This window comes from Cyclobacterium xiamenense (assembly GCF_042140265.1).
Classification (GTDB): Bacteria; Bacteroidota; Bacteroidia; order Cytophagales; family Cyclobacteriaceae; genus Cyclobacterium; species Cyclobacterium xiamenense_A.
In genome coordinates, this window is record NZ_CP159481.1 from 2,435,709 (window position 1) to 2,452,289 (window position 16,581).

General features: G+C 49.7%; 16 protein-coding genes. 10 read left to right on the forward strand and 6 right to left on the reverse strand.

The features are described from left to right. Positions 1-44: 44 nt before the first annotated feature. On the forward strand, positions 45-905 hold the full coding sequence (locus ABWH99_RS10310; RefSeq protein ID WP_375586193.1) for an arylamine N-acetyltransferase: 861 nt from the start codon (positions 45-47) through the stop codon (positions 903-905). A 46-nt stretch (positions 906-951) separates the two neighbouring features. Continuing rightward, positions 952-2,091 (forward strand): BamA/TamA family outer membrane protein, encoded by a 1,140-nt coding sequence (locus ABWH99_RS10315; protein WP_375586194.1) that lies wholly within the window; start codon positions 952-954, stop codon positions 2,089-2,091. Between the two features lie 47 nt (positions 2,092-2,138). On the opposite strand, the gene ABWH99_RS10320 is transcribed toward ABWH99_RS10315, so the two are convergent. Next, positions 2,139-2,360 (reverse strand): hypothetical protein, encoded by a 222-nt coding sequence (locus tag ABWH99_RS10320; protein WP_375586195.1) that lies wholly within the window; start codon positions 2,358-2,360, stop codon positions 2,139-2,141. 1,565 nt (positions 2,361-3,925) lie between these two features. On the opposite strand from ABWH99_RS10320, the gene ABWH99_RS10325 reads away from it, so the two are divergent. Then, complete coding sequence (locus tag ABWH99_RS10325) at positions 3,926-5,284, forward strand: Gfo/Idh/MocA family protein (protein ID WP_375586196.1); 1,359 nt, start codon at positions 3,926-3,928, stop codon at positions 5,282-5,284. A 149-nt stretch (positions 5,285-5,433) separates the two neighbouring features. Here the strand turns inward: ABWH99_RS10325 and hrpB are convergent, their stop codons facing one another. The 4 genes from hrpB to ABWH99_RS10345 form a co-directional block, all read right to left on the reverse strand. Beyond that, positions 5,434-7,434, reverse strand: a complete 2,001-nt coding sequence (gene hrpB / locus ABWH99_RS10330; RefSeq protein ID WP_375586197.1) for an ATP-dependent helicase HrpB — start codon at positions 7,432-7,434, stop codon at positions 5,434-5,436. Continuing rightward, positions 7,415-7,909, reverse strand: a complete 495-nt coding sequence (locus ABWH99_RS10335; RefSeq protein WP_375586198.1) for a DEAD/DEAH box helicase — start codon at positions 7,907-7,909, stop codon at positions 7,415-7,417. Before ABWH99_RS10335 ends, hrpB begins: the two co-directional genes overlap by 20 nt. 80 nt (positions 7,910-7,989) lie before the next feature. Beyond that, a complete protein-coding gene (locus ABWH99_RS10340) occupies positions 7,990-8,499 on the reverse strand; it encodes a DUF2911 domain-containing protein (protein ID WP_375586199.1) in 510 nt (169 codons plus the stop codon). Positions 8,500-8,573: 74 nt separating this feature from the next. Next, positions 8,574-9,719: a Gfo/Idh/MocA family protein gene (locus tag ABWH99_RS10345; protein ID WP_375586200.1), complete on the reverse strand. Its 1,146-nt coding sequence runs from the start codon at positions 9,717-9,719 to the stop codon at positions 8,574-8,576. A gap of 166 nt (positions 9,720-9,885) precedes the next feature. Between ABWH99_RS10345 and ABWH99_RS10350 the strand changes: the two genes are divergently transcribed. After that, positions 9,886-10,659, forward strand: a complete 774-nt coding sequence (locus ABWH99_RS10350) for a 3-ketoacyl-ACP reductase (protein ID WP_375586201.1) — start codon at positions 9,886-9,888, stop codon at positions 10,657-10,659. Between the two features lie 18 nt (positions 10,660-10,677). Here the strand turns inward: ABWH99_RS10350 and ABWH99_RS10355 are convergent, their stop codons facing one another. Then, a complete protein-coding gene (locus tag ABWH99_RS10355; protein ID WP_375586202.1) occupies positions 10,678-11,091 on the reverse strand; it encodes a hypothetical protein in 414 nt (137 codons plus the stop codon). Positions 11,092-11,127: 36 nt separating this feature from the next. Between ABWH99_RS10355 and ABWH99_RS10360 the strand changes: the two genes are divergently transcribed. The 6 genes from ABWH99_RS10360 (at position 11,128) to ABWH99_RS10385 (ending at position 16,469) form a co-directional block, all read left to right on the forward strand. After that, entirely contained in the window at positions 11,128-11,649 is a 522-nt protein-coding gene (locus ABWH99_RS10360; RefSeq protein WP_375586203.1) for an ArsR family transcriptional regulator, read from the forward strand. After that, positions 11,646-12,578: a glycosyltransferase family 2 protein gene (locus ABWH99_RS10365; protein WP_375586204.1), complete on the forward strand. Its 933-nt coding sequence runs from the start codon at positions 11,646-11,648 to the stop codon at positions 12,576-12,578. Before ABWH99_RS10360 ends, ABWH99_RS10365 begins: the two co-directional genes overlap by 4 nt. Positions 12,579-12,890: 312 nt before the next feature. After that, complete coding sequence (locus ABWH99_RS10370) at positions 12,891-13,298, forward strand: GNAT family N-acetyltransferase (RefSeq protein ID WP_375586205.1); 408 nt, start codon at positions 12,891-12,893, stop codon at positions 13,296-13,298. Positions 13,299-13,311: 13 nt separating this feature from the next. After that, on the forward strand, positions 13,312-14,307 hold the full coding sequence (locus ABWH99_RS10375) for a GNAT family N-acetyltransferase (RefSeq protein ID WP_375586206.1): 996 nt from the start codon (positions 13,312-13,314) through the stop codon (positions 14,305-14,307). A 2-nt stretch (positions 14,308-14,309) separates the two neighbouring features. Continuing rightward, positions 14,310-15,227, forward strand: coding sequence for a hypothetical protein (locus ABWH99_RS10380; RefSeq protein WP_375586207.1), 918 nt, complete (start codon positions 14,310-14,312; stop codon positions 15,225-15,227). Positions 15,228-15,230: 3 nt separating this feature from the next. Beyond that, the gene (locus ABWH99_RS10385) at positions 15,231-16,469 is read left to right on the forward strand and encodes a hypothetical protein (RefSeq protein ID WP_375586208.1); all 1,239 of its coding nucleotides are present in this window, start codon (positions 15,231-15,233) and stop codon (positions 16,467-16,469) included. Positions 16,470-16,581: the final 112 nt, after the last annotated feature.

The following is a 16,581-nucleotide window of genomic DNA, read 5'->3' on the forward strand; positions in this document are numbered from 1 at the left end:
GATAGGAAAGAGTAAATTTAATTCAACCAAAGTTAAAACTACAGATGTCGGATGGGACAAAAAGCTTAGAGCTTTTCCAGGGCAGGCTTGATGAAAAATCCCTGCAAGCCTATTTTAATCGGATTGGGTACGGGGGAGACCGGGAACCAACCCTGGAAGTTCTGCGGGAATTGCATTACCTGCACCCACAGGCCATTCCCTTCGAGAATATCAATTCCTTTTTGGGAATTCCGGTTGACTTGTCCTTGCCGGGTTTGGTGCAAAAGTTGGTGTTGGAGGGACGGGGAGGCTATTGCTTTGAACAGAACCTGCTTTTTGGAGAAGTATTGAGGACCATGGGTTTTTTGGTGAAGGGCTTGTCTGCCCGTGTTTTCTGGGAAGTACCGGAGGGAGAAATCAAACCCAGAGATCATATGCTCTTACTGGTACAGGTGGACGGTAGAAAATACATTGCAGATGTGGGGTTTGGCGGAGCATCTTTTACGGCTCCACTATCCCTGGATCATCCCGAACCGCAGGAAACACCCATCGAACGGTATCGAATTTTCAAGGAAGCAGACTTTTATTACGTAGAAATTTGGATAAAAGAGGAGTGGAAGCTGATGTACCGGTTTGGCTTGGAACCTCAGTTATTGCCGGATTACCAGGTCGTTAGCTGGTACCTGTGTACCCATCCTTCTTCGCTTTTTGTAAAGGATTTGATGGCTGCCCGCTGCATGCCCTGGGGAAGGTACGCACTTTACAACGAGCGTTTTACCATTCACCGAAAGAACGAGGAAAGCCAAAAACGAACCATAACGCGTCACCAGGAGTTAAAACAACTCTTGGAAGAAATTTTTTTAATTCAACTACCCCCACATGAAACGTTGACAGAGCGGTTGAAAAAATTGATTTCTGAAGAGTAGGGAAAACGGGGGAGATCTGTTTTTTTATTATGAACATGCTACTGCCATGAAAAATAAGTGTTGGGTATTGGTTTTTTTGCTGGGAATCTTGTTGACGGTACGTACCGCTGGGGCTCAGAGCTTTCTTAAACGGTACATTAATTCTTTTTTGAACGATACCAGCGACATTTCAAGGCCGCAATTTCTACTCTATCCCACGTTGGCTTATGCTCCGGAAACGAGTTGGGAAATCGGGTTTAGCGCTTTGTACGTATACTATGCAAACCGGGACACCACCCATCGCCTGAGCGAAATCAATGCGTTTACTTTCTTTACCCTGGAAAATCAATATGGGTTATGGTTGGACCACGCCAATTACGGACCGGGGGATCGGTGGTTTTTACTGGGTAGGATACGTCTGCAAAGTTTTCCACTGTTGTATTACGGTATAGGTAACGATAGTCCTCCGGATTTTTTGGCCAGGGTAGATGCCAATCAGGTATGGGTGAAAGAACGCGTGCTTCGAAAAGTTCGGGACAATTTATTTTTCGGTCTGGAAGTAGACTGGCAACGCATGCAGCAGGTAGAATTTATCCCTTCCGGAGAAGGAGATGAACTGGTGCTTCCCGCAGGATTTAGGGGTAGTTCCAATGTAGGGCTGGGACTGGGGTTGGTTTACGATGAACGACACAATGTATTGAACGTGCGGAACGGACTTTTCTCCGAATTGGCGATCATGCGTTACAATCCCTTCTGGGAAAGTGAATTCAATTTTACAAGTATTCTGTCAGATAACCGGATTTACAGGCCCATGGGTAAAAACAACGTGTTGGCTGCGCAGCTATTTGGTCAGTTTCAGTCCGGGACCGTGCCCTTCAACCAGCTTTCGTTAATGGGAGGGGAGAGCCTGATGAGGGGTTACTACACCGGTAGGTACCGGGATCGAAATCAAGTGGCAGGACAGATAGAAATGCGGTTTTTGCCTTTTGCTTTGGGCTTTACCGATCGCATCGGCGGGGCCTTATTTGCCGGTGCCGGGCAGGTTTTTCCGGAAATCGGCGCCTTTGATTGGAAACGAATGGTATGGTCCGCTGGCGGGGGCTTGCGATTTTTATTATTCCCAAAAAAAGATATCTATACCCGTTTGGATTATGCCTTTACAGGAGAAGGGTCCGGGTTCTATTTCTTTATTGGCGAATCTTTTTAGATCAAGGATCTACAGCGCGTGCTTAGTTTTGACTCAGTTGCCTAAAGTCAAGCTTGAAGTCTGTCCGAAGAATTTCCTGAAGGTTTTTTTTTTCCGAAGGTTTCGGGCATCTTACCTACCTTCCAGTTGGCCGGCTTGCGGAATTTCACATCTTGACGAAAATGGTCGAAGGTCTCGGGATCATCTGCTGCGGAGCGAACCGCCATGACGATGTACAAAAGACCCAAACTCAATGCAAGTATCACCGATAGTAAGATGTAGGTTTCCATAATTTCCGATCATTTATAAATCAGGCCTTTTTTTCTCGCGTCCGAAGCGTTTGGAACCCCGATTCCCTAAAGGGTTCCGAATGATTGATTAGTATTTCAAAATTAGTAAAATTTAATTACAAAAATTAATAAAAATTGGTTGTTTTTATGGGTTTTTTTTTGTAAATATAAAATAGTATTTTGTTGTATTATTTTTGTATTTCATGCGATGCCTGGCTATTTGCTTTTGAGAATTGATGCCTCTTGCCTTGGTTTGGACGCATTGGCTGCATTTTCCGATCGGTAAATGATCGATGCGAACCTGACGTGTCAGTTTTGCTGTAACCTGCAATAAACCAACTATTCTCCCGGTAGAAGGTACCGTGGCAGGAGTACGTTTGGTTGGAGACGATTCTCGAAAAAGACGGTGGTTCATTCGCGTGGTTTTGATGGCCGTTCGTAATGTCCCCAGCGTACCCCCATCCTGGGAGGGAGCGATGTAGGGCCGGAGAACGTGCCGCGTGCCGGTCTTTACCATCCGCTCAAGACGCCTGGTACCCCAACGAAAGGCGAAAGGTCGTGACTGGATTTTTTCCCAACAGAGAGGAGCTTTTTCATCCGGTTGATCCCGATTTTAGCGCGCTAATTCGCTTCAAAGCCGGGGATGGAGTGCCGTTGAGCTCCCTCCTACCTTGGGGTCCAACCCTTGCACGGTCCCTGGCTAGGTTCTATTTGATGCATTTGGGGCAGGAGATGCGGATCAAAAAATACGAGGTTCCTGGGAAGCTGTACGTGAAAAAGCATTCGATGAATGGATAGAGAGGATTTCGGAACCAGAGCAAGCAGCGTGATTTTGTTTGGTCAGTAGGCTGCTCGTTTGATATTTTTTTTGTTATTTGTACCTGCTTCACGCACACCTTTATACGGATGCTTACTCTGAACACCCCAAACTCAGCGAATACGTACGACCTGTTTTTCTCGAAGAAAAAAATGTGCCTACCGAATGAACGCGCTGATTTTGTATCCAGCAGCCGGTCCAAACCGTGTGTATTCACCATTTTTGACACGGATAGCGGGTGTATTTTCTTTGGGGAACACGATCGATCGAATGGGGGTGACAAAAAATACCCATGTGGTTTAACGGCAATATCCAAAGCCTGGATCAAGTATATTCAGGCCGGAAAATCCCAAAAAGTTTCCTTCCAGTGGAAAGCGCTTCTGCTTTGCTCTTTTTTCGGTAGCGGTGGGCCTCGAACCAATACTTCCTTTTGTGGTTGTTACTTTGGTCAGCATTTTATCGGACCTACTGTCAGATTCAGGTCATGGATTGTACAGGTTAGAGAGTCGTTGCAGCGAACCTTTGCGCAGGAGCTGGCTGCTTGCGAAAGCTCGAGAACCGACACTGAATTGCCTGTACATCGGGAGTTGTCTGTACCGCGCCGGACTGCCCGCCAAAAATGGTGTTCCAACATGTCTGCGGGTCTGGGCAGCATGCACGGTACGGCTACGGAGCTCCCGGCATTCTGTACCGTACAGGGAAACGTTTACATTCAAATTGAATCACAAGCAATAATAAATCGCCTATCATGAACAAGAAAAAAAAGAACCTACTTTCCCGAAGAAAATTTATGGGAGCGGGTCTGCTCGGAGCGGCAGGCATTGGAATCTTGCATCAGACCTCCTACGGCACCGAGCCGCTAGCTGGGAAGGCCGGTGCGCTGGAGTTTTCGGTGGGGAATGCGGCAGTGGACACACTGCGACTGGGCTTTATCGGACTCGGGCGCCAGGCAAACGGGCTGTTAAGCAACTTCATTACCTTACCTGGAATCGATGTTATTGCCGGATGTGACGTTTACGGAGCGAAACGCCAACGGTTCCTAAACCGGACCAAGGCGTATTACCAGGAGCAGAACCGGGAAGTAGACGTTGCTGTCTATGAGAATTACCACGATTTGTTGGCCAGGAAAGACATAGATGCCGTGGTCATCGCTACGCCAGATCATTGGCATGCCCTGATTTCTATTGATGCATGCAAAGCGGGCAAAGATATTTACCTGGAGAAGCCCCTAACGTATACCATTCGAGAGGGACAGGAATTGGTCAAAGCGGTCCGGTCCAATAACATTGTATTGGCGACGGGTTGCATGCAGCGCTCCTTTGCTAATTTTCAGCATGCCGTTAAAATGGTGCACAAAGGGAGAATTGGGCCGGTAAGTAAGGTATACGCCTGCGTGGGTGGTCCGCCGAAGCCATTTGATCTTCCGAAAGAGGAAGTGCCGGCAGACTTGAACTGGGACCTTTGGCTAGGGCCGCTCAAAGCACCCATCCACTACAACCACGAGTTGAATCCACCGATTTCGCTGGACCCACCGGAAAACGAAAAAATGTGGGCAGCATGGCGCTGGTACAAGGAAACCGGAGGAGGACTCACCACAGATTGGGGTGCCCACATGTTTGATATCGCCCAATGGGCTATCGGAATGGACCGAAAAGGCCCGGTTTCCATCGTCCCGGCAGGGTACCAGGACACGAAATACCTGACGTTTACGTACCCCAACGGAATAACCGTGACCGAGCAGCCTTTCGATAAGAAAGAAACCAGAGGCTGCAAGTTCTTTGGCAAAGATGGCTGGATCGAAGTTTCCCGATCGCACTACGAGGCATCGGATCCTTCCCTCTATCCGGTACTAGAGGAAGGAGAAAGCCTACAGGGAGGTGGATCAAAAGATCATTACATCGATTTTATCGAGTCGGTGAGGCGAAGAAAGGATCCCATCGCATCGGTGGAAATTGGCCACAGCACCTGCGTTACCTGTACGTTGGGCAACATCGCCTATGAACTTGGACGGCCGCTGAATTGGGATCCGGATACCGAACAGTTTGTAAACGATCCCGAGGCAGAAAAACACATGCACCGGGCCTACAGACCAGGGTATCGATTGTAACCGATAAAAAAAGGCACCGTTTCGGTGCCTTTTTGTTTCCCATGCCTTTTGTACAACAGCCCTGGCACCGAATGCAGGCGGATTTCGCGAAGAAACTTGAGGGTTTTGGTAAAATTCAGTACCCGATTCCGGTGTATATACGGGAAGCCCTATTTCCTTCGGGGTACTCCGGTAATGGCCTCCGCTTCCCAGGGATTTTCAGGCCATAAGTGCTTGGGATACCTGCGTTTTAATTCCTTTTTCACTTCGTGGTAGGTATGGTTCCAGAAATTTTCCAGGTCTTGGGTAACCTGGACCGGTTTGTAGCCCGGAGACAAGAGGTGCAGCAGTAGGGGTACGCTGCCTCCATTGATTCGAGGCGTGCGTTTCCAACCAAAAAGCTCCTGCAAACGGGCAGCCAATACCGGGGGCTCCCCGGAGGAAAAATAACGGATACGTACCCAGGACCCGCTTGGCAATTGGATCCGTTCGGGTGCCCGTTTATCCGCTTCCGATTGCTGGGAATAGCTAAGGCTTTGTTGGAGTATTTCCAATAGGCGCAATTTTTTCAGGTCACTCGCGGTACGCAACCCATGCAGGTAAGGCCCCAGCCAGGTTTCTATCCGGGCCAGGAGTAAATCGGTTCGCACGTCTGGCCAACCGGCATCCGGGTTCCAGGCCCGCAGGCTGAGGATACGGTTTTGCCATTGGACAACGGTCTCGTCAAAAGGCAACCATTTCTCTCCCGACTGGCAGAGGGCTTCCAGTAGCGCTTGCCAAATGGCCTCGGGATCCGGAGAGTGGATGGGCTTCTTTTGCAACAGAATCTGGCCAATTTTCCACTCTTCTACTGCCTGCACGGCCTCTTCCTGCGAATCCCAGTAGATTTTGGGGCGCACCTTGACCATCGGTCTCAGGTCAGTGGGTGAGAGGGGAGATGCCAGAAATATTTTACCTGTACGGTCCCGTTCGTTCACCTGAGCGATGGCCAACCAGCTTTCCCGGGACAGTTCGTCCCTGCGCTCCATACGCGCCATTTTCCCATTGGCTAGTTGGAAAAGGCCGGGATTTCCAGGTTTTGCAAATGCGATTCTCTCTGGAAATGCCTGAGCAAGCAGTAATCCCGTTTGGTAGGGATCTACCGGCCCGTTTACAGGCTCAATGCCGATTAATTGTCGGAACGACTGTGCGGCTTTTTCAATTTTCCGGAATTCTTGCTTTTTCCCGTTGCTTTGTCGAAAGCGTCGCAAGCCCTCGATACGCAGGTTGATATCCAGGCCCTTATCTGGCGGCAAGGGGTCTTTTTCTTCCAATACCGCTGCAAGGTCGGTGGCAAGACCGGCTAGTTTGAGTTCCTGGCTGAACACCAGAAGGTGAGCGATTCTGGGGTGGCAGGGAAAAGCGTGGATGGCTTTTCCGTGCGGTGTGATTTTTCCGGAATCCAAAGCGCCCAGGTGCTCCAGGGTACTGACCGCTTCCTCCCAATGTCCTTGAGGGGGAGGGGTGATCCAGTCCAGCTCCCGGTGGTCTGAAATCCCCCATTTATGCAATTCCAGGACCAGGGAAGCAAGGTCGGTCTGCAAAATTTCTGGTTCTCGGAAAGGAAGCAACTTATCCTGGGTGGCCCGGGTCCATAAGCGGTAACAACTGCCTGGTCCCAATCGCCCTGCTCTACCGGCTCGTTGAGTGGCGGTATCTTGGGTGACGGGTAGGGTTTCCAGCCGATTGAGTCCGGAATTCGGATTGTACCGGGAACTACGCATAAAGCCTCCGTCCACCACCGTGCGAATTCCTTCGATGGTAAGACTGGTCTCGGCGATGGCGGTGGCAAGTACTATTTTCCGTTTTCCTTCCGGATGAGGAAGGAGTACTGCTTGCTGCCGGCCGAACGGTAGCTGCCCATAGAGAGGGAGAATTGCCAGGTCCGGGTACCGCGTCCGAAGTATTTTTTCTGTTTTTTTAATTTCTCCCTGTCCTGGCAGAAAGGCCAGGATATCCCCGTCTCCACCAGCGAGAGCGTCGCCAATCACCGAACTTATGGCGGAGGGCAGCGCATACAGGTCTGTCCCTTCGCAGTAACGCAGGTCCACAGGATACTGCCTTCCCACGCTTTCTAGTAAAGGAATCTGAAGCGTTTCGGCCAGCTTGCGGCTATCCAGGGTGGCCGACATCACCAACAGTTCTCAGGTCTGGGCGGAGTACCTGCCGCACCTCCCGGCATAGGGCTAGCCCCAAATCGGCGTGAATGCTTCGTTCATGAAATTCGTCGAAAATTACCAGTCCGGTATCGGACAGGGAATTGTCTGCTTGCATCATCCGGGTAAGGATTCCTTCTGTCACGACCTCGATGCGGGTGTTTTTCCCCACACAAGTATCGAATCGAACACGGTAGCCAACCCGCTCACCCAAGGGCTCGCCAAGGAGTTGTGCCATTCGTTGCGCCACACTTTTTGCAGCGAGCTTCCTAGGCTCCAGAAGTAAGATCTTTTTACCAGCCAGCCAGGTTTCTTCCAGTAGCGTGAGGGGAAGGAGGGTACTTTTTCCGGCACCAGGAGGGGCGTGTAGCAGCAAGAAGGGTTTCTCGAACAGCAGAGCTTTCAGCTGCGGAATGACTTCCAGTATGGGTAAGGAAGGGAGTGAATTCAAGATAAGGAAAGAAGGAGATTTTGGGCTAAAAATAACCTACAGCCGGTATTTCCGATAGTACCGGCTGTAGGAGAGCGCGCTTATTTTATCGATGCTTTGGCACGTCCGTATTCCCATTTCACTTCCATCCCGTCAGAAACAATATCGTAAACGAGACTTTCAGTTAGGGTTTGGGTTTGTCCGGAAGGTACTTGTACCCGAAGGGCGTCCTGACTTTCGTCGTATTGAGTACCCCATTGGCCGGTTTGTTTGTTGAAAATAAAAGTACTGCTGTACTCATCCGGGATGATGAAAAAACTGTACTTGCCGGCGGGCAGTGTTTTTCCCTCTATTTGTATGTCCTTGCTGGTTTCAAAAAGGGTCGCTTCGTTCGCGCCGGCTCGCCAGACTTTGCCCAGCGGCACCAAGCCACCAAATATCTGCCTTCCTTTGACGGAGGGACTACTGTAGTTTACTGTTATTTTGGCGCCATTGATGGTACCTTCCGCCGTTTTTGGCGGGCTGGCTCGTTCCTGGGCCTTGGCAAAAAAGACCATGGACAGCATGAGTACTGCCGTGAGACCATAAAATTTTAAGGTTGATGTTTTCATTTTGACTATAAATTTTTGGTTAGAATTTGGATAACGTAACGGTAATTGGCAGGGGATGGTTAGTATTTTCTCCCTTAAATTTTCACCCAGGCCTGTTTTTTATGACTTTCAATGATGCGTTCGCAAATCAGTAGTTCCCGGTATCCGTCTTCAAACGTCGGGAAGCTGGGGTTTTCAGGTTGTTTGCCTTCGCTAATGGCGGCATAGACCTCTTTAAACATTTGCTTGGACGTATCAGGAAATCCCTCGTTATGGCCTCCCGGAAAGCCGATCAATTTAGCAGCCTCAGGGCTAAACAGCGAGGGGTCTTTCATCAGGTGTTGGTTTGCGGTTTCCCGTTTCCCGATCCAGAGTTCGTTCGGTTTTTCGCTACACCATTCGAAGTTGGATTTAGAACCCGCTATTTCGATAGTAAGCCGGTTTTTGCGCCCGGCATTTACCTGGCTGACGGTGACCGATCCCTTGTTGCCGTTGTCAAAACGTAACATCACGGTGGCGTGGTCTTCGGTGTTGATGGGAACCTCTTCGTAATCCGATTCCTGAAGCATTTTTCCGCTATAGGTTTCAATGGCTTTCAGGGGCTTCAGTCGGGTTTTGTGTACCGTAGAAAAGTCGGCCATTACCTCCGTTACTTTCAACCCGGTGACGTATTCGGTCAGGTCGAGTAAGTGAGAACCGATATCTGCGATGGCCCGGGAGTCACCCGATTTGTCGGGTTCCAGCCGCCAATTGTAGTCTGTTTGTAGAAATAGCCAGTCTTGCAGGTAAGAACCCATGATCGAGTAGATGTCTCCAAGTTCCCCGTTTTCTCGCATGGTTTTCATTTGCCGTACCATGGGATAATAGCGCAGGTTAAAATGGACGGCATTCACCAGTCCCGTTTTTTTAGCCAGCGCCACCAGTTCTTCGGCTTCTTCGATTTTGGTCGCCAGTGGCTTTTCGCAGATTACATGTTTCCCCGCCTCCAGTACGGCCTTGGACTGCGCGTAATGCAGAAAGTTTGGGGTACAAATATGCACGGCGGAAATGGATGGATCCCGAAGCATCTCTTCAAATACCATTGCTTTTTCAATGCCCAGTTGGGCGGCTTTGGTTCGCGCCAATTCCTCGTTTACCTCACAAAGCGCGGCAACTTCAATATTGGGGTTTCTTCTCAGCGCTTCGATGTGCGCAGGGCCAATGAATCCGGTACCAACTACCGCTACTTGTATTTTTTCCATAATGATTGGTTTATTGTAAAAGATAGCCTTAAAGATAGAAGGTACTTTTGTATTTTTCAATGCTCCCGTAGTTTTCCCGCAGTTGCAGGTGCAGCAAGGTGCTCCTGTACCGTCATTTTTTCTAATTTTTGCCGCCGGCATGCGTTGAAATGTCTATTTTTGACGCATGAATACGGACCGAAAAACAGCACTGGTTACCGGTGCGGCCAGGGGGATTGGGCAGGAAATCGCCCGAATTTTGGCAGGGGAGGGTTTTTACCTTTTTCTTGCAGACCTATCGACCGAAGCGAACGAAACGCTGCAGGCATGCAAAGCGCTCGGAGCAGAAGCGGAGTTCATTCGGTGCGACATTCGTGATGCTGCCCAACGAGAAGATTTGGTGCAGACCATTGGTACCCGTGTCGGCAGACTAGACGTACTCGTAAATAATGCCGGTATCAACGTTCAGGAACGAAAAGATCTATTGGAAGTAGAGGCGGAAGCATACGATCGGGTGATGGACACCAATTTACGGGGTCCGTTTTTTCTTACACAGAAAATCGCTGGGTGGATGATCAGGCAAAAGGAGGCCTTCCCTGATCGAAATCCAATCGTTATCAACATTGCCTCGCTGACTTCCTATGCGGCTTCGGTCCACATGGCACCCTATTGTCTGTCAAAATCAGGAGTAAGCATGATGACGCAGCTCTTTGCGCACCGACTGGCGCCGCATGGCATAGCGGTCTACGAAATACGCCCAGGAATCATTCAAACCGATATGACTTCAGCTGTCAGGGAAAAATACAACCGGTTTATCGGGGAAGGAGGTCTGCCTATTTCCAGGTGGGGCACTCCAGCCGATGTGGCAAAAGCCGTTTCGGCGCTCGTTCAGGGATTTTTGCCCTACTCCACCGGCGAAGTGATCAATGTGGACGGAGGTTTTCACCTGCGGAAGCTTTGAAAGGGCACTGATTTTTCGCTACGGTCCCGGCCTTCCGGCAAGTCCTATTTGCTTCTCCAAAAAGCAGCAATAGCTTTTTAGCTGGATTTTTCCAACGGTGGATACTGGTTGATTGAACCCTTCTCTTACGCTAGGATCCAGGCTTGGGTATACCCCCTCTGCGCGTTTTTCCTCTGACGCTTGCAAAAGCACGGTAGGAGAAGCGAAGTTCGCGAAAACCGCAGGTACATGTCGGATAAGGACCTGCGTGGAATATATATGAAAAGTCATTAAATGTAAATTAAAATGCGTAATAGTTGCATTTTCCCCTTCGTCGAGTAATTTTGTTACTCTTAGACTGTGCCTCACCTGGCGAAGCTGTGTAGGGATTTCCGAGCTTGTTTCACCAGTCGCTACTTTAATGAATTTCATGTCTAATTTATTGTTTTTCACACCGTTAAATGTTTAGCAAAGCAGCTATTCTTTCCCTTGCTTGATTCCCTCATCACCTCCAAAACGAGGATTAAATTACTGGTAAAGTTTTTCTCCAACGCAGGAAACCGGGGATACCTGCGTGGCCTTGCGGACGAGTTCAACGAATCCACTAATTCGGTTCGTATCGAGTTGAACCGGCTTTCCGAAGCGGGCTTGTTGCATTGGCACAACCACGGAAAGACCAAGCGATACCAGGCCAATGAATCGCATCCTTTGTACAAGGAAATCCGGAGCATCGTTAGCAAATATCTGGGATTTGATCATTTGATTGAACAGGTGGTCCACAATTTGGGAAATGTCAAAAAGGCCATCATAATGGGAGACTATGCCATGGGCAAAGATTCCGGGACCATTGAGTTGCTGTTGGTAGGGGAAGCGATCAATTCGGATTACCTGGCGTTTTTGATTAAGAAAACCGAAGAAAAGATTCAGCGAAAATTACGGGTGGAAGTAAAAAACTACGTGCCAGAGGAAGCGAATTCCGGATTGGTGGTATTTGAAAGAGAAAGCCCATGAACGAAAAAACGGATATTTTTCTGTCGGTAGTGATACCGGTATATCAGTCGGCCTCCAGTCTGGAGGAGCTGATCCGGCGTTTGGGAGAGGTACTCAAAGGGATAAGCCGGCAGGTGGAACTAATTCTGGTAGACGATGGCAGTTCGGACGGGAGTTGGGATTTGATCCAAAAGGCCGCCGTCAGCAATGACTGGATTCGGGGATTTCGCCTGAGTAGGAATTTTGGGCAACACCATGCCATTGCTGCAGGATTGGATGCCTCCGGTGGAGAATGGACGGTGGTGATGGACGCCGATTTGCAGGATCTACCGGAAGAAATTCCACATTTGTTGAGCAAGGCGCAGTACGGGTACGAGGTGGTATGGGGGAGACGGGTCGGCAGGACAGATAGCTGGCATAAAAAGTTATTATCGGCCCTGTTCCATCGAATTTTTCGTTACATGAGTGGTTTTCCTCAGGATCCGGCGGTCGGTAATTTTGGTATTTACCACAAAAAGGTGGTTCAAGAATTGGTGCAAATGCGGGAATCAATCCGGTATTTCCCCGCGATGGTTCAATGGATCGGCTTTCGGCAGGGTACCTTTGATGTGGAACACGGGCAATCCTCCGCTGGGAAATCGAACTATGTTTTCCAGTCAAAGGTTCGTCTCGCCGTAAATGCTTTGCTGGCTTTTTCGGATAAACCCTTGCGATTTACGGTAAAATTGGGTTTTGTAATTGCCTCCATCGGGTTTATCTTTGCCCTGCTCACCCTGGTTCGGTATTTCTCGGGAAGCATTGTGGTACCGGGATATGCCAGCCTCATCGTTTCTATCTGGATCTTGTCGGGAATCATCCTGATGACGGTCGGAATGGTTGGTTTGTACGTGGGAAAAATATTCGAAGGGGTTAAAAAGCGTCCCCTGTATGTAGTAGCCCAGCAAACATGACATGATACAGTTTTTACCTTTTGACTCTTCCTTGTTTGGCTACCGGGTAGGCAAGCTTTTGCTCGAGAAGTCGCTTCCGGATATGGAACGTATCCAATCGGCGGCCTGCGGTTATCGGTTGATTTATGTGATGGGAAAGCCTGGGCTGGTAAAATTGGGGGGCTGGCCACCGATCAGTACCCGGGTGGATTTGGTAAAAGCAATTTTGAAATCAGATCTGGAAATCGATTCCGAAAACACCGGGAATGTGGAGGTAGCGGAGCAGGATCTTCCGCCTCTCTTTCTGATGCGGACCAACAGCAACTTCGGGAATTGGTCTTCACCAGCGGCCAGTGTTCCCGTTTCCGGCAGGATCCCTTGCTTGCCAACAAGGAATACGAAAAGCTTTACAGTACTTGGTGGGAAACCATCACCCGTCAAAAGCACCGGGTCATCGTGGCACGAAAAGACGGCCGATTGCAGGGTTTTATCACCTTTCGCCTGCTGCGGGGGCGTGGCTATGTAGACCTTTTCGCAGTAGAAGGCAATTCACAGGGAAAAGGGATCGGTAGACTACTGATGCTAAAAGTCTTTCGGGAGGTGTATGCCAGCGGGCTTGTACAAGTCGGACTTTCAACGCAAAAAGCGAACAAACGAGCCATGACGTTTTACCGAAAAGCGGGATTTCAGCCGATGAAAGAAACCCTGATTGCCCACTGGAGACCGGATGTTCCCCACTAAAAACCTTGCCTGGTTGATTACAAATACCGATACAGGATTTCGGGTCGTACCCTATTCTTCCCGGTTTGCCAAGGCCTGGGAGGAAGTACTGGGCGACGCGCCAAACGCTACGCTTCTTCACCGCCGTTCCTATCTGGAATACCACAGGGACCGGTTTCGAGACGTTTCGGTAGTGATTTTTGCAAACGAACGTCCGATGGCAGTGTTTCCCGCACACCAGAAAGGCAGCAACGTCTATTCTCACCAAGGACTGAGTTACGCCGGATTGATCCACCGTCGCTGCTCGTTTCATCAAACATTACAATTGTACCGGTATCTGCTTGAATATTACTGGAAGCAGGGGTTTTCCCTGCTTTCGATCAACGCTATGCCGATGGTGTATACGAGTGAACCTGGAGATCCTTTTCCCTACCTGATGCACCTGGCCGGAGCGGAGACTGTCGGGATGAAGTTGACGCAGGCCGTATTGCTACCACTTGCTATACGCCATAAAGGAAGACGGTCTGCCATTCGTAGGGCGCGCGAAGCGGGTCTGGAAATTCGATTACAGGAGGAAGTGGATGAGTTTTGGGATGCTTTACTGGTGCCCAATTTGCAAAACCGCTACGGCAAAAAACCTACCCATACCCGGGAAGAAATGCGTTACCTGAAATCCATGCATCCGAACTGCATTCATCAATATACCGCATTTGAGAACGGAAATCCGGTGGCCGGTGCTACAGTCTACGAGACACCCAACTGCCTACACACGCAATACCTGGCCACTAGTTCACGGGGAAGGGAGTTGCACGCAATGGATTTACTTGTCTACCATCTGGCTACCGAAGTAGGCAGGGAAAAGCGGTACCTGGATTTCGGTCATTCCCATTGGCCGGAAGGAGGTGCGATCAATTGGTCTCTTTTTCGGTGGAAACAGAGCTTTGGTGCCAAACCCTATCCTCAGGTAAACTATCGGTTACGAACATCGGCCTGGAGGCAGCTAGATGCCGATTTCCTCAACATAAGCTAAAAATGCCCAAAAGATCCCAACCGGACAGGGAACGGTTAGCGCAACTGCTTCGGGAAAATTCCTACTACCACATCACCTGTTATAACGATGAATTTTACTGTGGCGATCATCCCGATGGAAAATGTCGGAGAGGATTTTTTTCTCTTTTTATCCAGGCTCTTTACGGAATGAGCTTTGCAAAGTCCTACGGGTTGCCCTATAAGGTCGATTTTTCAAACGTTTCCTATCCCTACAGCGAGCCGAAAGACGATGCCCTTACCAATTTTTGGGAGGATTTGATGGTGTCGGAAGTTATTCCTCCCGGACTCAATCCGATATATAATCTTAAGTATGAAACCTATCCACTCCGCATTTGGCATCGTGGGTTCTTAAGAAGTTTACATAAAACATGCCGGTCGGAAATACGCTTTCAGAAAAATTTAGCCAGTAAACTAGTAACGATAAAGAAAGCATTAGAACCTTTCCGGGTTTTGGGCGTGCACGCCCGGCGAACGGATCACCATCTGGAAGTACCAGCCGCTGACGAAGAGACACTTCTCAGGAGCATTCGGAAAAAAATGCAGGGATTTGACCGTTTGTTTGTGGCCACGGACGATGCGTATTTTCTGGAAAGCCTGAAGCGGTTGTATCCCGGTCGGGTAATTGCGCATGACTTTTGTCGGTCGGAGACCAGTCAAGCCGTTCATGATTTTAGGGGCAAAAAGAATGGCAAACTATTGGGCGAGCAGGCCCTTTTGGACTGCCTTTCGCTGTCTTTTTGTCAAGAATTAATTCTTTCTCCCTCGAATTTATCCTACGCAGCGCTGATTTTTCAGCCTGAATTGCCTTATTCTTTGGTAGAAAGCAGCACGGCTGCCTGGTCCCGACATAAAACGCTACTGGCCTATTTGCTCAATCGGTGGGGAATCCGAAAATGGTAACCTGTGATTGAGCTATTTCCTCGTACCGATTCATTTGCTTCAGACTGTCCCGGTTGTGGGGAGAAGGAAATACCTGGTAGAACGCCCTTTTTTCAAGGCCCCCATGTGCTGGCAGTACATGCTTGCTCCACGTGTGGACTGGAGTTTTTTGCGACCCTGCCCGTTGGTCACGCTGCCTTGTTTCCTGTTGCCTTTAGCCGCGACGGAAGACATACCCGGTTTGACAGAAAGGAAGGTTCATGGATGGCCCTACCCCTGATTCGTTCCTTTCGGAGGAATTTGGAAGTTGATGCCGGCATGCGGCTGTTGCAGGCAAATCCCGGAGGAGACCTGGTTTTGGTCAACTGTCTGGACAGTTGTTTTGGACATGTGCTTAGCAAACTATGGAACGTAATGTTGCTGAAGAAGAAGTTTCCCTCCAAAACACTGGCGGTCTTGCTACCCTCCCGCTTTTCCTGGCTGGTGACCGATCCGAGGGTGGAGATTTGGTCGATAGATTTACCTTTGGAAGCGCTTGACAACGGAGTTAAAGGACTGGATGCCTGGGTAAAGAAACAATGCAGCCGATTTCGTTCGGTGGCATTGAGTCCCGTACCGGTACATCCAACTATCGAGGAATCGGACCTTGAAGAAGTCCTGCAGGCAAGGCCATTTGACCTCGGGGACTTTACACGGCTTCCGCTGCAGCTAACGTTTGTCTGGCGTTCCGACCGGTTTTGGTTGGACAGCCCCTTACTAGACCTGATCGACAAGGCTTCCATTAAGTTTGGGTTCCAGCCTCTGGTAAGGAGCTTGCTGTGCTACCGGCAGCGCAGGCTGTTGGCAGGTCTGATCCGAAGGCTCCGGAGCGCCCTCCCGGGGGCCCGTTTTTACGTGACGGGCCTGGGAAAGGAAGGCAGGCTTCCCGAAAGCTGGATAGACGAACGGGTCGAGCGAATAGATCCCGCGGTGGAGAGAAGGTGGAATGAAATCTATGGAAGGAGTCAGGTGGTAATGGGGGTCCATGGTTCCCACATGCTTATCCCCACGGGCCTTGCTGCTGGTTTTGTTGAACTCCTGCCGCCGCACAAAGTGCCTCATCTTACAGAAGACATCGCCCGGCATCACCCCGGACGAATGGCGCATTTTTTGGGCAGGTTTGTGGGCGAGAATACCAATCCCTCCCTGTTGGCGAGGCATGTCATTGCGATGGTAAAAGGTTTTGGGAGGGTATATAGCGGCTGGAAGGGGGAGGTTCGGTGAGCGATCTGAGACTGGAATCGGGGAGAAAAGTCGGTGAAGATTTCCGGATTGCCTGATACCGGAGTGCCAACGAATTCAGTACGGTTGCCAAACGAAAGCTGCCTGCCCTACC